The organism is Faecalibacterium sp. DFI.5.82, from assembly GCF_029076575.1.
Classification (GTDB): domain Bacteria; phylum Bacillota; class Clostridia; order Oscillospirales; family Ruminococcaceae; genus Faecalibacterium; species Faecalibacterium duncaniae.
Map to the genome: position 1 here is coordinate 83,150 of NZ_JARFIS010000008.1, position 15,546 is coordinate 98,695.

Genomic DNA, 15,546 nt, shown 5'->3' on the forward strand with positions numbered 1-15,546 from the left:
CAGCGCTTGATTTTTGCGCCGTGAGGGAGTATTATGGACGAAAAAAGAAATGAGGGACACCGCCATGGATCAGCCGCTCGTCAGCATCATCCTGCCCGTATACAACGCTCAGAATCATCTGGCCCGCTGCATCGGCAGCATCCTGAACCAGACCTATAAAAACATCGAACTCATCATCCTGAACGATGGCTCCAAGGATCACAGCCTGCCCGTGTGTGAGGAATTCCGCGCCAAGGACAGCCGCATCGTGCTGGTGGACAAGGAGAACTCCGGCGTGTCCGACACCCGCAACCTGGGCCTGAAGCTGGCCGGGGGCGAGTATGTCCAGTTCGTGGACAGCGATGACTACATCGACCCAGATTTCACCCAGCATCTGGTGGAAGCCGCCGAGGCGCACCACGCAGACCTTGTGATTGCGCCATACAAGATGGTGATCCCCGCCGGGGCCACAAAGCCCGAGCAGGTGCTGGAAAAGCTGGAGGACAATCTGGGCGTGATGAGTGTTGCCCGGCCCCCTGAGGTGCGGGAATACGGTTTCCTGCCCGCCGGGGTCTACGACAAGGACACCTTTGCCCTGCGGCTGATGGACAAGCCTGCCTCCTACTTTTACAGTGTGCTCTGGAACAAGCTCTACCGCCGCATCCTGCTCACCGGCAATGACATCCAGTTCACCAGCGAGCTGAAATGGGCCGAGGATCTGGTGTTCAACATGCAGTATATCCAGTATGCCGAGACCTTTGTCTCCATTGACAAAGCCGGTTACTACTACGTCCAGAATCCCCAGAGCATCTGCCACACCCAGATCAACCCGGCCTCCATCGTGCAGAACAAGATCCAGACGTTCCGGTATTATAAAGACCTCTACACCCGCCTTGGGATGTACGAGGAGGTGCGGCCCCAGCTGTACAAGTTCCTGGTGGATATCGCCGAGAGCACCTACCCCTCCGGCCCCTTCAAAAAGATCATTGAGGAAGCCAAGGAATATTGGAAAAACCGGAAAGAATAAACCAAAATCGGGAGACCCCCTGCGGGGTCTCCCTTTTTTGTGGTTATGCTCCGATGGCAGCGCACTTCTTTGCCAGCCAATCCCGCTCTTCTTCATTCAGGCGGGGAGCCAGCTTCTCAAACACTTCGCGGTGGTAGGCGTTCAGCCAATCCAGCTCGTCCCGGGTCAGGACACCGGGCACCACAGGAGAGGTGGCAATGGGCACAAAGGTCAGCGGACGGAAGGCCAGGAAGGTGCCGTACTGGTTGTCGGCCTTGTGGTAGCACTCCAGCTCGTTCTCAATGCGGATGCCCACCTGACCGGCCTCGTACACGCCCGGCTCATCGGTGATGATCATGCCCGGCTGGAACACCGTGGTGTTGCGGCCATTCAGGGCGTGGGGACCCTCGTGGACGTTGCCCACAAAGCTGACGCTGTGGCCGGTGCCGCAGCGGTAGTTGATGAGGTGCTGCCACAGCGGCTCACGGGCGATGGTATCCAGCATGTGGCCGTCGCAGTAGTTCAGCCAGACAGCCTTTGCAATGTCGATGTGGCACTGCAGGGTCCAGGTGTAGAACAGCTTTTCGTCCTCAGTCAGCTCACCCAGCGGGTAGGTACGGGTGATATCGGTGGTGCCGTCCAGATAGGTGGCACCGCTGTCCACCAGCAGGAAGCCCTTGCGCTCCAGCTTGGCATGGTCCTCCTCGGTGGCGTGGTAGTGCATCATGGCAGCGTTTCCACCGTAGGCGGCAATGGTGCCAAAGCTCTCCACGATGAATTTATCCTGTGCGGAGCGGTATTTGTGGAGGATCTCGTCCACAGTCAGCTCGGTCAGCTCTTCCCCGGCAGCCAGACGCTCTTCCAGCTCCTTCTGGAACCGCACCATGGCAACCGCATCCCGCAGATGGGCTTCGCGGTCGTGAGCCAGCTCGACCTCATTCTTCACACCCTTCATGGGCAGCAGGGGGTCGGCCTCATCCTTCACGGTCAGGGCGGCGTTGTTCTGCAGGGTCTCGTAAACGGCAAAGTTCACGGATGCAGGGTCAGCCAGCACGGTCTGGGGCTCGGTCTCAGCGGCCAAGAACTTGAGCACGTCATCGTACTCCTGGATCTCCACGCCGTTGGCCTTGAGCTCTGCGGCAGCTTCCGCGCCCAGACGTGCGGTGTTGATGAAGAGCACCGCGCGCTCCGGGGTCACATAGCAGTAAGACATGGCATAGGGAGTGCACTGGATATCCATGGCGCGCAGGTTCAGCAGCCAGGCCAGATTATCCAGCTTGCCCACCAGCTGTGCGGTGCAGCCCAGCTCCTTGAGCTTGCCGCGCAGGCGCTCCAGCTTTTCGGCAGGGGAGAAGCCCGCATACTCCTTGGGCAGGATCCATGCCGGGGTGGCAGGCCGGGCGGGGCGGCCCTCGGTCCACAGCTCATCCTCAAGGTTCAGGGTCTTGATGGTGCCCTTCTTGGCATCCAGCTTCTTCTGCACACCGCGCACCAGCCCGCAGGAAGCGGTCAGGCCGCACAGGCCCAGCACGCCGTTCTCAGGCAGCACCTTGCCGCAGTATTCCTCCACGGTGGGCACGCCCGGCTCACCCATCCGCATCAGCTGGATCTCGGTACCGGCGATCTCCTTTTCGGCCTGCACAAAGTAGCGGCCGTCTGCCCAGACAGCGCTCTCGGTGGGGGTGACGACGAAGTTGGAGTTTTCGCCGTGGAAGCCGGAGAAATAGGTCAGGGAGGTGTAATGGTCGGGCAGGTACTCGCTGGAATGCGGGTCACCCACCGGGATCAGATAAACGTCCACGCCGTTGGCCTTCATGGCAGCCCGCAAGGCAGCCAGGCGCTCAGGAACCGTGTTCATGCTCATAATAAAAAGCCTTCTTTCTTCCATCTATCATCTATCTGCCGGAAAAACGTCCGGCGGCGGGGGTCATTGTGTTCTATTGTACCATCACTCCGGGCAGAATGCAATTCACCGGCAGCGAAAAGCCCCCGCCGGGGCATCAGCACTCAGGCGGGGACAGAAAGCACGGTCACTGCACATTCTTTTTTGCAAGATCTTTGGTGTACAGGGCACGGGTGGCGTTCAGCACAGCCAGCACCATCACGCCCACATCGGCGAAGATGGCGGTCCACATGCTGGCCAGACCCAGCGCACCCAGCACCAGGCAGGCGAACTTGATCGCCAGAGCAAACACGATGTTCTGATACACGATGCGCAGGGTGCGGCGGGCAATGCGCATGGCCAGCGCGATCTTGGCCGGGTCATCGTCCATCAGGACAACGTCAGCGGCCTCGATGGCAGCATCGGAGCCCAGAGCACCCATGGCGATGCCCACATCGGCACGGGACAAAACCGGGGCATCGTTGATGCCGTCGCCCACGAAGGCGAGGTTTTCTTTGGGCTGCTTTGCGGCGAGGAGCGTTTCGATCTGGTCCACCTTGTCGCCAGGCAGCAGACCTGCATGGTATTCATCCAGACCCAGCTCGGCGGAAACGGCCTTTGCCACAGGCTCCGCGTCGCCGGTCAGCATGACCGTCTTGCGGACACCGGCCTGTTTCAGGCCCTTGATGGCAGCGGCACTGTGAGGTTTGACCACATCGGCGATGAGCAGATAGCCTGCGTATCTGCTCTCCATGGCAACATGGACGATGGTGCCCGGCTCGGTGATCTCGGGAACCGTCAGGCCCAGCTTTGCCATCAGGCGGGCGTTGCCGGCAGCGACGGTTTTGCCGTCCACCTTTGCGGTCACGCCGTGGCCGCCCAGCTCCTGCACATCGGTCACACGGTTGGGGTCGATGTCCTTACCGTAAGCGTTCTTGATGCTCAGGGAGATGGGGTGCTTGGACCAGCTCTCGGCCAGAGCGGCGGCTTCCACAAGGGCATCCCCGGTCACGCCGTTTTCAGGGTGGATGCCCACCACCTTGAAGGTGCCCTGGGTCAGGGTGCCGGTCTTATCAAACACCACGATGCCGGTGCGGGCCAGCTCCTCCAGATAGGTGGAGCCCTTGACCAGGATGCCGCAGGCAGACGCGCCGCCGATGCCGCCGAAGAAGCTCAGCGGAATGGAGATGACCAGAGCGCAGGGGCAGCTGATGACCAGGAAGGTCAGGGCGCGGTAGACCCAGTCACCGAAGCGGGCGGGCTGGCCCATCAGCAGCAGAACGATGGGGGGAACAAAGGCCAGCGCCAGTGCGCCGTAGCAGACAGCGGGGGTGTAGACCCGGGCAAAGCGGGTGATGAAGTTCTCGGTGCGGGCCTTCTTCATGCTGGAATTTTCTACAAGGTCGAGGATCTTGGAAACGGTAGACTCGCCGAACTCCTTGGTGGTCCGCACCTTCAGCAGGCCGGTCATGTTCACACAGCCGCTGATGACCTCATCGCCGGAGCGGACATCCCGGGGCAGGCTCTCGCCGGTCAGGGCGGCAGTGTTCAGGGCAGAAGTTCCCTCCACGATGATGCCATCAATGGGCACCCGCTCGCCGGGCTGGACCACGATCACGGTGCCCACCTCCACATCATCGGGGTCCACCTGCTCCAGCCTGCCGTCCTCGTCCTCAATGTTGGCGTAATCGGGGCGAATATCCATCAGGCTGGAAATGCTCTGGCGGCTCTTGCCCACGGCCACGCTCTGGAACAGCTCGCCGATCTGGTAGAAGATGATAACGGCACAGCCCTCCACATAATCGCCCAGCGCAAACGCGCCCACGGTGGCAACAGCCATCAGGAAGCACTCGTCAAAGGGCTGGCGGTTCTTGATGCCCAGCAGTGCCTTGCGGAGCACATCCCAGCCGACCACCAGATAGGGGATGCAGTAGAGCAGCAGCTCCACCGGCGTGGGGAACTGGGGCAGCAATTTGAGGATGAGCACCAGCACCAGAGCAGCAATGATCCGGTACAGGTTCTTCTTCTGCTTTTTATTCATATCTGTACTCTCCTTTTTTCTGGGTTCTGGGCCGCAATGCGCCGCGGCGGGCGGGGTGGATTCAACAGGTTTTCCCCACGGGGTAGACTTTTCCACGTTTTCCCCTGAGTTTTCCACGGACTTTTCCCGGAGAAAACCTGCTTTTTCGCGTTTCTTTTTGCACTTTTTCGCAGAAGCTGTTGAAAACCCGGTGGAAACTGTTGAAAATCCGTTTTCTTTTCCACAGTTTCCCACACCGGCTTTTGGGCCGTTCTGCCCGAAAAATGCGTCACAAAAAGCTCCCCCGCAGGGGAGCCGCACCGGAGTTACAAACCCCTGTTTCCTCAGATATCAAAGATCTCGCAGTCGTCCTCGACCTTTTTGCAGGCAGCCAGAACGTTCACCATGGTATCGTGGGGGTCTGCACCCTCAGCAAACTCGACCTTCATCTTCTGGGTCATAAAGCTGACGGTAGCCTGTGCCACACCTGCAACGGTGTTGGCGGCATCCTCCATCTTCTGGGCGCAGTTTGCGCAGTCAACTTCGATCTTGTAGGTCTTCTTCATCATAGGTACCTCTCTTTATTTTATGTGGACCTCTCAGGCACGCCTTGTGCACCCGGAGGCTTTGTACTGCGTTTTCCGTTTACTCCTCAATGTGGTCCATGCCCATCGACAGGATGCTTCTCACATGGTCATCATCCAGTGCATAGTAAACGGTTTTGCCATCCCGGCGGAAGCGCACGAGCTTGGTGTCCTTAAGCACCCGGAGCTGGTGGCTTACTGCCGACTGGCTCAGCTGCACCGCATTGGCAATGTCCTGCACGCAAAGCTCATTGTCATGCAGCGCATATAAGATCTTGATGCGTGTGGAGTCGCCAAACACCCGGAACAGGTCGGCCAGCTCATACAGCACCTCGTCATCCGGCATCACCACCGGTTCCGTGTTTTCCTGCCCCGCCGGGGTCATCTGCTCCAATCCGATCATGGCCGTTCTCCTTTTGCCGTGTTTTACATGAACGTTTGTTCATGTGTTCATGTTATCATGCAGAAGAACTTCTGTCAAGGGGTTTTGCAAAGATTTCTGTCCACTTTTCAAAAAAGTTAAAACAAACCGCAAAACGCAAGAAATTTGCAGTTTTAATTTGCAAACAGCAGGCGTTTTGGAGCAAACAAAAAGCCGCCCTGCCCGGTGGGGACAAGGCAGCTTGCAGAAAGCACTTATTTTCTCTTTTTGTGCCGGGCATCCGCTACCACCCACGGCAGATACATCAGACACAGCGCCACCGCAATGGCGGGCAGAAAGCCCAGAATATAGTATTTTTCACCCAGCAAGCGGGTAAACGCACTGGTGATGACATTGCCGTAGGGATTGTTCAGAAAGTAGAAATTGGTATTCAGTGGTTTATTCAAGAAGTAAATAGGCAGGGCAGAGCCAAACAAAAAAGCCAGCACTTGCGGGGCACGGCGGGCGCTGGGGCGGTAGCCTCTCACCACAAGCAGAACCGGGTAGAGCACCAGCAGGGCATGGATGCTGATCGAGTGCAGATTGATGAGCGTCCACCAGGAGGGCACGTCCAGCCAGCTGGGGCAGAGCAGAGCCAGCGCCGCACCGGGGATGCAGAGGGCATAGAGTTCCTCCTTGCACCAGTTCTGATCGGTGAGGGTATTGTACAGACAGACGAACACATTGATGCTGCACAGATGGAGAGGCAGATAGCTCCAGTTCCACTGACCGGTCAGAGCCATGCCCAGCAGCAGGGCAGCTTCATCGGCCAGCAGGGCAATGGTAACGCCCACGAGGATGCGCCGCCGGGCAGAGGCCGAGCTGCGGCGGTACCACAGGGCCATCCCCACAATGAACACCAACGAGAGGGCAAGCTCGATCAAATGGATTTTACCGTACAGCGGGTAACACCGGAAGTTCGGGCCAAGCTCCGCATGGGTGATATCGTAGGATTTCCAGAAGTCGTTCATGTTTTTTTCCATCCCTTTCGGGCCAATGATACCGCAAATTGCGCCAAACAGAAAGAGATTTGCAGAAAAAAACGCCCAAACAGGTGCATCTGTGCCAAAAGTGTGGTATTCTAACAATGTATTTCTAAATTTTCGCCTTCGGGCATCTGGAAAGGACGTATTTTTATGTTGGAAGCTGGAATCCGCGGCGAGCAGAGTGTCGCCGTTACTTCCGAGAACACTGCAAAGACCATGGGCAGCGGCACGCTGGACGTGTTTGCCACCCCCGCGCTGGTGGCACTGGCCGAAAAAACCTGCTGGATGAGCGTTGCCGCCGCGCTGGACGAGGGCTGCGGCACCGTGGGCACCCGGCTGGAGCTGGAGCACAGCGCCCCCACCCCTGTGGGCATGACCGTGACCTGCGAGAGCGAGCTGACCGCTGTGGAGGGCCGCAAGCTGGTGTTCAAGGTCTCCCTGCACGACGAGAAAGGCCCCGTGGGCGGCGGCGTGCACGAGCGGTTCATCATCAACAACGCCAAGTTTGCCGCAAAGGCAGAGAGCAAAAAGGGGTAACGGCCTCGCCCTCTCAGTCAGCGCCGTTGGCGCTGCCAGCTCCCCCAAAGGGGGAGCCTTTGGCATTGTGGGCAGGCTGACCGTGCATATACAGCGGCTCTCTGTCCTCTTCCATCACCTGCGCTTCCGCCTTTTGCTGGGCGGCGGTCAGCAGGCGGATGGCCTGTTCGTTGGCGCGGAACAGCTCAAAATACAGCGTTTTATAATCCGGCGTGGCGGCGGCCCCCTTTCCGTTTGCAATAGGGATAGTCTGCCCCGGGCCGGGACAAAAAATCAAGTGAGGAATCATTTATGAAAAAGACAAATCTCTCCTGGGTGGGGGCACTGCTGGTGTTTGCCCTGCTGCTGTGGTGCACCGCAGCCACCCCCGGCACCATTGCCGACCCGGCCAGCTACGCCCCCGCGGTGTACAGCTCCATGCTTTCCCTGCTGCCGCCGGTGGTGGCCATTGTGCTGGCCCTGAACACCAAGGAGGTCTACACCTCCCTGCTGGTGGGCATTGCCACCGGCGCGCTGCTCTTTGCCAACGGCAACCTGGAGCTGGCGGTCACCACCCTGTTCTTCAACGAGGACGGCGGCATGGTCGCCAAGCTCTCTGACAGCAGCAACGTGGGCATTCTGGTCTTTCTGGTGATGCTGGGCATTCTGGTGGCCCTGATGAACAAGGCCGGCGGCTCCGCCGCCTTTGGCCGCTGGGCCTCCACCCACATCCACACCCGGGCCGGGGCGCAGTTTGCCACCCTGATTCTGGGCGTGCTCATTTTTGTGGACGACTACTTCAACTGCCTGACCGTGGGCTCCGTGATGCGTCCCGTGACCGACCGGCAGAAGGTCTCCCGCGCAAAGCTGGCCTACCTCATTGATTCCACCGCAGCCCCGGTGTGCATCATTGCGCCGGTGTCCAGCTGGGCCGCCGCCGTTACCTCCAGCGTGCCCGAAGGCTCCGGCATCAACGGCTTTACCATGTTCCTGCGCACCATTCCCTACAACTATTACGCCCTGCTGACCATTGTGATGAGCCTGTTCCTCATCTTCACGGGCACGGACTACTGCTCCATGAAGCAGCACGAGGACAACGCCCGGGCCGGCGACCTTTTCACCACGGCCGACCGCCCCTACGGCGACGATGTGGATACCGAGGACGATGCCCACGGCCATGTCATTGATCTGGTGGCCCCGGTGCTGGTGCTGATCGCGGCCTGCATCCTTGGCCTGATCTACACCGGCGGCTTCTTTGAGGGCGTGGACTTCATCACCGCCTTCTCCGACTGCAACGCCTCCGCCGGTCTGGTGCTGGGCAGCAGCATTGCCCTGATGTTCACCTTTGTGTTCTACCGTGTCCGCAGCGTGATGACGTTCCAGGATTTTGCCGCCTGCATCCCCGAGGGCTTCAAGGCCATGGTCAGCCCCATGCTGATCCTGACCCTGGCCTGGACGCTTTCCGGCATGACCAACCTGCTGGGTGCAAAATATTACGTTGCCAACCTGCTGGGCGGCTCCGCTGCCGCCCTGCAGTACCTGCTGCCAGTCATCATCTTCCTGGTGGCGGTGTTCCTGGCCTTTGCCACCGGCACCTCCTGGGGCACCTTCTCCATCCTGATCCCCATTGTCTGCCACGCTTTCCCGCAGGGCGAGATGCTGGTGGTCTCCATTGCGGCCTGCCTGTCCGGCGCTGTGTGCGGTGACCACTGCTCTCCCATTTCCGACACCACCATCATGGCCTCTGCCGGTGCGCATTGCAGCCATGTGAACCATGTTTCCACCCAGCTGCCCTACGCCATTACCGCCGCTTCCTGTTCCGCCGCGTGCTATGTGATCACCGGCCTGACCCAGATGTTCCTGGGCAGCAGCGCCAGCCTGTGGACCTCGCTGATCCTGCTGGGCGTTGCCATTGTGCTGGAGCTGGTGGTGCTGAACATTCTGCGCGTAAAGCTGGGCAAAAAGACCAAAGCGTGATATACTAAAGGAAATTGAGTGTTCGAAGGGAGACCGTACCATGCTGGAAAAAGCATTCAACGATGTCTATACCAAGTTCAAGCTCCATTTCTACCAGAACGTGTTCCAGCGCTTTGCCACCCGTGAGGCGACCCTGACCACAGTGGAATCCTTTTGCATGGAGGGCATCATGGCCATGGGGGAGCCCACCATTGCGGAGTTTTCCCGGATGATGCAGATCTCCACCCCCAACGCGGCGTATAAGATCGGCTCGCTGGTGCGCAAGGGCTATGTGGAAAAGATCCAGTCCACCACCGACCGCCGGGAGTATCACCTGCGGCCCACCCAGAAGTATATCGACTACTACAACATCAGCTACTCCTACCTGAGCACGGTGGTCCAGCGGGTGAACAAGCGCTTCCCCAAAGAGGACGTGAAGAAGCTGGAACAGATGCTGACCATCATCAGCAACGAGCTGATGCCCGAGCTGAACCTGGAAAACAACCCGGAGGCTCCGGAGGAAAAGAAAACCGCGCGCTGAGCCGCACCCTTCCGGAAACCCCGGAAGCCCATGCGCCGCCCCGCGCAGCCAGACAGGACTGCCCCACAGAGATGTGGAGCAGCCCTGTTTTTTTCTGCCGGAGCGGGCCATGCGGCCAACAAAAAAGCCCCGGAGGGCTTGCGGGACCCTCCGGGGCGAGGCAGCGGCGTGCGGGCCCGCTGCCTCAGGGAATAGCGATTGGCAGGAGATTCTGGGGGAGTAACTTTTTGGGGGAATCGTTAAGGAATGTGATGCATGGCCCAAAGGGGCAGCGGGGCGTTTGCCCGGGGCCTTTGGGGGTTGGGGTTCAGTGCTGGGACTTGTAGAACATGGCCTTGCGCTTGCGCTCCATCCAATATCCCGCTGCAGACAGCACCATGCCTGCGCCCAGCATCAGGTCTGCCAGCCAGCCGCTGGTGCCGGTCTGGATCAGCTTGGCATCCTGCACCGCCGGGAGCACCGGGGTCTCAGGAGCGGGAGCCGGAGTGGGGGCGGGGTCAGGTCTTGCATCCTGCACCACGGGCAGCACCGGAGCCTCGGGGGCGGGAGCCGGGGCGGGGGCGGGCTTTGCGTCCTCCACCGGCGGCAGCTCGGGCGCATCGGGGCCCGGGTTCACGGGCGGCACCACGGTCTGGGTGTAGCCCTTGATCCACACATCCCGGCTCTCCTGAGAGGTAAAGGTGTAGTGCACTTCCGCATCCTGCTTGGTGGTCACTACCATCTGGTCTGCCTCAAACTTCACGGGGGTGCCGTCCTTGTTCTTCTCGGTGTGGTACTCGTACTTGATAGAGCCGCCTTCCACGGTGCCCTTGCCATCACCGTTAAAGATGTTCCGGATCAGGTTGGTAAAGCTCTTGTAGCTGCCGTCGCTGTAGCCAAACTGCCACAGGCTCCGCTCTTTTTCACGGTCCACATCGTACTTGTACTCGCCGTCGGTCTGGGTGCCGTAGCCGGCAGTAGCCCACTCTTCAACAGGAGTGCTGGTCGTCTTGGTACCCACCGTCATGCTGCTGTTGGTCTTGGTGGAAGAAGAGCGGACGCTGACAGGAGCAAAGAGGGTCTTGATGGAGGACTGGTTCTCGCCCACTACCTGACCTTCCCGCACCTGGACCAGCTTGGAGATCATCAGATCGTAGCCGCCCACGTACTGCAGGGAATCATTCTGTTTGGAGGCGGTGGCGTTGGTGCAGACGTTGGCGTCCCGGGTCATGTAGCCGTAGGCAGTCATGGTAGAGCTCTTTTTGTAGACCTGATAGCCCTTGGGGGAGCCGGGATTGGAGCCGGAGGAGCCAAGCTTTACGACATAGGTGCTGAGGATCTCCTTCTTCTCTTCTTCGGTGAGAGTATCGTAGGTTTTGCTGCTTTCAACAGCAGTCAGGTAGGCGTTGACAGCGTCCCTTTCGGCGTTCCAACCTTTGAACAGTTTGACATTACCCTTCTCGTCCTTGACCGCATCGTAAGCCACGGTGCCGGTGACCTTGTAGAAGGCGCTGGACGTGGGGTTGTTGTTGTCGCCGCGGTCGTACTCGTAGTGACCGTCCTTCTCGCCAGGTGCTTTGTCGTAGCTGATCTTGCTGTCCAGACCGGCATCGTGGTTCCGGTCCTTCTTATCCAGCTTGCTCTGGTCTGCCAGCAGATGTTCGGCACTGTAGTTCCACTCCAGCTTGGGGTTCACCAGCACGCAGTCCGTGGTCTGGGACTTGCCGTCCTCGCCGGGCAGCAGGTCCAGCTTGGCGCCGGAAGCAAGGTCCAGATGACCGATGTCGTCGCCCTTCGTGATGCCAAAGAAATCATACCAGGGAGTATATGCATGCTCGAAATCTCCCTTGCCGGAGTAGTAGTTTTTCAGAGTCTCCTCATAATAGGTGCCTTCGTTGACCTTGACATCGGTTTTCTTTGCCAGATTCTTCTGGTCGTTCAGAGCCTTGATGAGCTGCTCGGTGGTCATGTCAGCCTGGGTGACAGAGGTCTTGAGGTAGGTGATGACCTTATTCTTGGTTTCCTCATCAGGCTTGACCTGGATGTTACCGACCCAAATCTCTTCGCCCTTTTCCTTGTCACGGTTATTATACTTCGTGAGGATGTCATTCCAGAAGTTCTCATATGCCTGGTTCAGAGCAGCCTGATCCTTGGTGTCCACAGTGGTCTGCATGGACTCGTCCACCGACTTGTCGATGGTCAGGGTGTTCTTCTTCAGGTTGCTGTAGTCGATGGTAACGGTGGTCTTGCCATTGGTATAGGTGGCGATCTTTTTGCCGTCCTTGTCATTCAGGATGATCTTGTCTGCTTCAATTGCGTCAATACCGAACTCCTTGGCGAGCATAGCCTTGATGGTATCTTCGTCTTTGAGCTCCCCTTCCGTTACGGTGACGGTGTAGGTGGTGGTCTTGTTGCCGTCCTTTTCGATGAGGGTGTACTTGTTGTCTGCAACCTTGGTGTAAACCTTGCCGTCAGCGGTAGTCAGGGTGGACTTGTCCTCGTTGAAGGTCCAGTTGTCGCTGCCCTCAGCAACAAGCACCTTGTTGAGGGTATCGGTAGTCACGTCCGTGCCCTCGGTCTTTTTGGTGACGGTCCACTCTGCCTTGGTGACATCGCCCTCAAAGCGGACGTTCTTGTAGCCCTCGGCGATCAGGTCTGCCTTGGTCTTGCCGGGGTGCTCCTTGAGCAGGGCGTCCCATGCAAGGGCTTCCTTCTCGGCGTCGGTCAGGGTTTTGTATTCGATGTAGTAGGTGGTAGTGACCTTGTGACCGTTCTTGTCCGTGGTGACCTCGTCAAAGCCGATAAGGCGACCCTGCTCATCGTACCTGCCCTCAGTGCCTTCCGGCGGAGTGGGAATGACCGTGCCGGCGTCGCCGGTGACCTCGTGGTACTTACCGGTCTCCGTATCGGTCCAGCTGACCTTGCCGTAGGTGACCAGAGCAGAACCGGCGAGGGTGTTGTCCTTCACATCGGTGATCTTATCCGGATCCTTGCCCGGGACGGTGGGGTCAACGGCGTCGGTGACGGTGGTTTCGACCTTTGCACCGTAATACTCAAAGCTGTAGGTCTTGCCGCCTACAGTGGCAGTAAAGACGCCGCCTTCATCCCGGTTAAAGGTGCCTGCATCGATTGCCTTCTTCAGTTCTGCCAGAGTGGCTTCATCGGTGGTCATGCCGCCGGCAGCCTTGTACAGAGCTTCCCGCAGAGCCTTGTCCTTGACCTCGTTCTCGGCGGTTTCCTTGTCGGGAGCCTCGGTGGTGCCCTTCTTGGTCTCGGTGACGCTGACATCAATGGACAGGTTCCGGCGGAGTGCGGTGTTCTGGTCCACAGTCAGCTTTACCCGCTCACCGTTGTCGGCACGGTAGTAGATATCGCCGCCCTCAACGGAGTAGCGGTCGTTGTTCAGCTTGGCAACGATCTCAGCGTTGGTCAGCTGATCGGTGCTGGTGGTGTCGATCTTGATGGTGTACTCCCGGACGGTGCCATCCTCGGCAGTCTCGGTGTAGGTGTACGTGCCGTCCTTTACGCCGCTGGCGTCCTTGCCGCCCTTTTCCTGCAGCATCTCGTCCAGCTTGGTGTAGGGCAGGGACTCGCCGTTGCTAAGCTCGACTTCCGGAAGCACCACATCGGTGGGGATGTCTGCCTGTCCTTCCTGCTTTTCCTTTTCCCGGGTGATGGTCAGCTCGGTGGTGGTTTTGGTGGTGACCTTGTTGTCCTGAATGGTGATGTAGGTGGTGCGGGTCTGGGGGTTGCCCTCTGCGTCCAGAATGGTCTCGGTCCGGGTGAGGGTATAGGTACCGTCGGGGTTCACCGTGGGCTTTTCGGCATCCACCAGCTTGGCGATGTCTTCGGCGGTCATCTCGGCGGTGGTTTCTTCCTCTTTCCTCAGCTTGAGGGTCTGCTGGTTGCCGTCGGGAGAGTTGGTCACTTCCTCTACCTTGTAGCCGTTGACCGCGTCAGCGCCCTTCTCAATATTCCAGCTGATGTCCGGGTTCACCTTGCCCAGTTCCTTCTCAAGGTCGATTTTCTCCTTGGGGGTCTCTGTGACAACGGTATCCAGATCGCCCTTGGCCGTGCCGGTGCCGGTGGTGGTGGTGGTTTCAGTGCCGGGGGTCACGGTGGTCTGGGTGATGGTGGAGGAGCCGTCCGGGTTCTTCTCCACAGTGGGCGGGGTGGTGGTGTCCTCAATGGGTTTTGCGCCGGGTTTGGGGTTCGTCTCCACGGTGGTCTCGGACTTCTCGGTCTTTTCAGCGGTGCCGATCTCCACTTTCTCGGGCTTTTTCTCGCCGGTGTCAGTCTCGCCGCTGCCAGTCTCGCTGGAGCCAGTCTCACCGGAGCCGGTTTCGCCAGAGCCGGTTTCGCCGGAGCCAGTCTCACCGGAGCCAGTCTCGCCGGAGCCAGTTTCGCCGCTGCCAGTCTCGCCGGAGCCGGTCTCACCGGAACCAGTTTCACCGGAACCAGTCTCACCGGAGCCAGTTTCGCCAGAGCCAGTTTCGCCGGAGCCAGTCTCGCCGGAGCCAGTCTCACCAGAGCCGGTCTCGCCGGAGCCAGTCTCACCGGAGCCAGTCTCACCGGAGCCAGTTTCGCCAGAGCCAGTTTCGCCAGAGCCAGTCTCACCGGAGCCAGTTTCGCCGCCGGGCTTGGTCTCGCTGCTGTCGGGGTTGGGGTTGGGGTCACCACCGGTCTCGCCGCCGGTCTCACTGCCGGTCTCACCGCTGCCCTCGGGGTTGGTCACGATCACGCCATCCAGCTTCTGGGAGCCGTCAGGGTTGGTCGTGGGGTTTTTATTGTATTTGACTTCCGCATCCTTCAGGGTCTCCTGAGCGTTTTTCGCTTCCTGATTGACCTGAGGTTCTGCGGTGTTTTCCTCTTTCTTGGTTTCCTCCGCCACAGGCTCCTTTTTCGGTTCTCCCGGAGCTGCTTCCGGAGCATCTGCGTTTGCTGCCAGAGGGCTTGCGGCCACGCAGGCGGTCAGGGCCACGGACATTGCCGCCATCTTCAGTTTCTTGTTCGTCATGGTAGTTGCTCCTTTCCAGAATCATGCTGTTTGTTTCAAGGGGATCACAGGGCATCGATCATAGCAGAGAGATAGTCGGAGGAGACAGAGCTGTAAAAGAACCCGTCGATCAGACCGTCCTTTTTCGCCCGCCGCACCTGGTCCGCCAGTTGAGGCTCGCACACCTCATCTACCACCAGCGCCACCCGGCAACCGGGCAACCCTTGCCGCAGCCTCCGGCACAGGTCCAGCCGCTGTTCCAGCCGCCACGGCGGGTAGGCCGTGACCTCTGCAACAAGAACATCGGCATGGGTATCCACACACAGATCCTCCGCAGCGGTTCCTTCGGTCTGGTAGACCCGGAACCCTGAGTCAAAGTGCTGCAGGGAACCCGATATCGCATCGCCGAAGAGCCTGTTGCGCATATCGACTACGACACATTTCATGTCCACGGCCTCCTTTCCGGGCAGTGTCTCGCCACATGGATGCAGAACGTTTTACTGTATCAAGGATACCACACCGCCCCGCGGCTCCGCATGGGCCATAAGGGACAAAACTGTGAAAATTTTTCGGTGTTCTGCCCAAAGTTTTTCCAGTATTTCCGGCGTGTTCCACAATTTGGCACTTTTGGGAGCAAAATGCGCATAAAAAAAGCCCCCCTTGGCAGGGGGGTCTGTCTC

General features: G+C 59.1%; 12 protein-coding genes. 4 read left to right on the forward strand and 8 right to left on the reverse strand.

Going from position 1 to position 15,546, the window contains the following annotated elements; translation table 11 throughout:
• Window positions 1-64 precede the first annotated feature (64 nt).
• Complete coding sequence (locus P0G09_RS10610; protein WP_242995001.1) at window positions 65-1,006, forward strand: glycosyltransferase; 942 nt, start codon at window positions 65-67, stop codon at window positions 1,004-1,006.
• A 43-nt stretch (window positions 1,007-1,049) separates the two neighbouring features.
• Here the strand turns inward: P0G09_RS10610 and P0G09_RS10615 are convergent, their stop codons facing one another.
• From P0G09_RS10615 to P0G09_RS10635, 5 genes are all read right to left on the reverse strand, one after another.
• The gene (locus P0G09_RS10615) at window positions 1,050-2,849 is read right to left on the reverse strand and encodes an aminopeptidase P family N-terminal domain-containing protein (protein WP_275252642.1); all 1,800 of its coding nucleotides are present in this window, start codon (window positions 2,847-2,849) and stop codon (window positions 1,050-1,052) included.
• Window positions 2,850-3,015: 166 nt separating this feature from the next.
• A complete protein-coding gene (locus P0G09_RS10620; protein ID WP_275252643.1) occupies window positions 3,016-4,908 on the reverse strand; it encodes a heavy metal translocating P-type ATPase in 1,893 nt (630 codons plus the stop codon).
• A 323-nt stretch (window positions 4,909-5,231) separates the two neighbouring features.
• Complete coding sequence (locus tag P0G09_RS10625) at window positions 5,232-5,453, reverse strand: cation transporter (RefSeq protein WP_117505659.1); 222 nt, start codon at window positions 5,451-5,453, stop codon at window positions 5,232-5,234.
• 79 nt (window positions 5,454-5,532) lie between these two features.
• Complete coding sequence (locus P0G09_RS10630; protein ID WP_005928738.1) at window positions 5,533-5,874, reverse strand: metalloregulator ArsR/SmtB family transcription factor; 342 nt, start codon at window positions 5,872-5,874, stop codon at window positions 5,533-5,535.
• Window positions 5,875-6,107: 233 nt separating this feature from the next.
• Window positions 6,108-6,863, reverse strand: coding sequence for a TIGR02206 family membrane protein (locus tag P0G09_RS10635; protein WP_099357262.1), 756 nt, complete (start codon window positions 6,861-6,863; stop codon window positions 6,108-6,110).
• A 165-nt stretch (window positions 6,864-7,028) separates the two neighbouring features.
• On the opposite strand from P0G09_RS10635, the gene P0G09_RS10640 reads away from it, so the two are divergent.
• Window positions 7,029-7,415: a thioesterase family protein gene (locus P0G09_RS10640; protein ID WP_005928748.1), complete on the forward strand. Its 387-nt coding sequence runs from the start codon at window positions 7,029-7,031 to the stop codon at window positions 7,413-7,415.
• Window positions 7,416-7,428: 13 nt separating this feature from the next.
• Here P0G09_RS10640 and P0G09_RS10645 read toward each other — a convergent pair whose 3' ends face one another.
• Window positions 7,429-7,692: a hypothetical protein gene (locus tag P0G09_RS10645; RefSeq protein WP_275252644.1), complete on the reverse strand. Its 264-nt coding sequence runs from the start codon at window positions 7,690-7,692 to the stop codon at window positions 7,429-7,431.
• Between the two features lie 14 nt (window positions 7,693-7,706).
• Between P0G09_RS10645 and P0G09_RS10650 the strand changes: the two genes are divergently transcribed.
• Both P0G09_RS10650 and P0G09_RS10655 read left to right on the forward strand, forming a co-directional pair.
• The gene (locus P0G09_RS10650; protein ID WP_156059530.1) at window positions 7,707-9,371 is read left to right on the forward strand and encodes a Na+/H+ antiporter NhaC family protein; all 1,665 of its coding nucleotides are present in this window, start codon (window positions 7,707-7,709) and stop codon (window positions 9,369-9,371) included.
• Window positions 9,372-9,411: 40 nt separating this feature from the next.
• The gene (locus P0G09_RS10655) at window positions 9,412-9,891 is read left to right on the forward strand and encodes a MarR family transcriptional regulator (protein ID WP_005928757.1); all 480 of its coding nucleotides are present in this window, start codon (window positions 9,412-9,414) and stop codon (window positions 9,889-9,891) included.
• Between the two features lie 307 nt (window positions 9,892-10,198).
• Here P0G09_RS10655 and P0G09_RS10660 read toward each other — a convergent pair whose 3' ends face one another.
• Entirely contained in the window at window positions 10,199-14,887 is a 4,689-nt protein-coding gene (locus tag P0G09_RS10660; RefSeq protein ID WP_275252645.1) for a hypothetical protein, read from the reverse strand.
• Window positions 14,888-14,931: 44 nt separating this feature from the next.
• Window positions 14,932-15,312 carry a hypothetical protein gene (locus tag P0G09_RS10665; protein WP_005928763.1) on the reverse strand — a complete coding sequence of 127 codons (381 nt, stop codon included), beginning with the start codon at window positions 15,310-15,312 and terminating at the stop codon, window positions 14,932-14,934.
• Window positions 15,313-15,546 lie beyond the last annotated feature (234 nt).

Coding starts and splice junctions, on each gene's coding strand:
- P0G09_RS10610 (WP_242995001.1), top strand. CDS start 65: ATGGATCAGCCGCTCGTCAGCATCATCCTGCCCGTATACAACGCTCAG.
- P0G09_RS10615 (WP_275252642.1), bottom strand. CDS start 2,849: ATGAGCATGAACACGGTTCCTGAGCGCCTGGCTGCCTTGCGGGCTGCC.
- P0G09_RS10620 (WP_275252643.1), bottom strand. CDS start 4,908: ATGAATAAAAAGCAGAAGAAGAACCTGTACCGGATCATTGCTGCTCTG.
- P0G09_RS10625 (WP_117505659.1), bottom strand. CDS start 5,453: ATGAAGAAGACCTACAAGATCGAAGTTGACTGCGCAAACTGCGCCCAG.
- P0G09_RS10630 (WP_005928738.1), bottom strand. CDS start 5,874: ATGATCGGATTGGAGCAGATGACCCCGGCGGGGCAGGAAAACACGGAA.
- P0G09_RS10635 (WP_099357262.1), bottom strand. CDS start 6,863: ATGAACGACTTCTGGAAATCCTACGATATCACCCATGCGGAGCTTGGC.
- P0G09_RS10640 (WP_005928748.1), top strand. CDS start 7,029: ATGTTGGAAGCTGGAATCCGCGGCGAGCAGAGTGTCGCCGTTACTTCC.
- P0G09_RS10650 (WP_156059530.1), top strand. CDS start 7,707: ATGAAAAAGACAAATCTCTCCTGGGTGGGGGCACTGCTGGTGTTTGCC.
- P0G09_RS10655 (WP_005928757.1), top strand. CDS start 9,412: ATGCTGGAAAAAGCATTCAACGATGTCTATACCAAGTTCAAGCTCCAT.
- P0G09_RS10660 (WP_275252645.1), bottom strand. CDS start 14,887: ATGACGAACAAGAAACTGAAGATGGCGGCAATGTCCGTGGCCCTGACC.
- P0G09_RS10665 (WP_005928763.1), bottom strand. CDS start 15,312: ATGAAATGTGTCGTAGTCGATATGCGCAACAGGCTCTTCGGCGATGCG.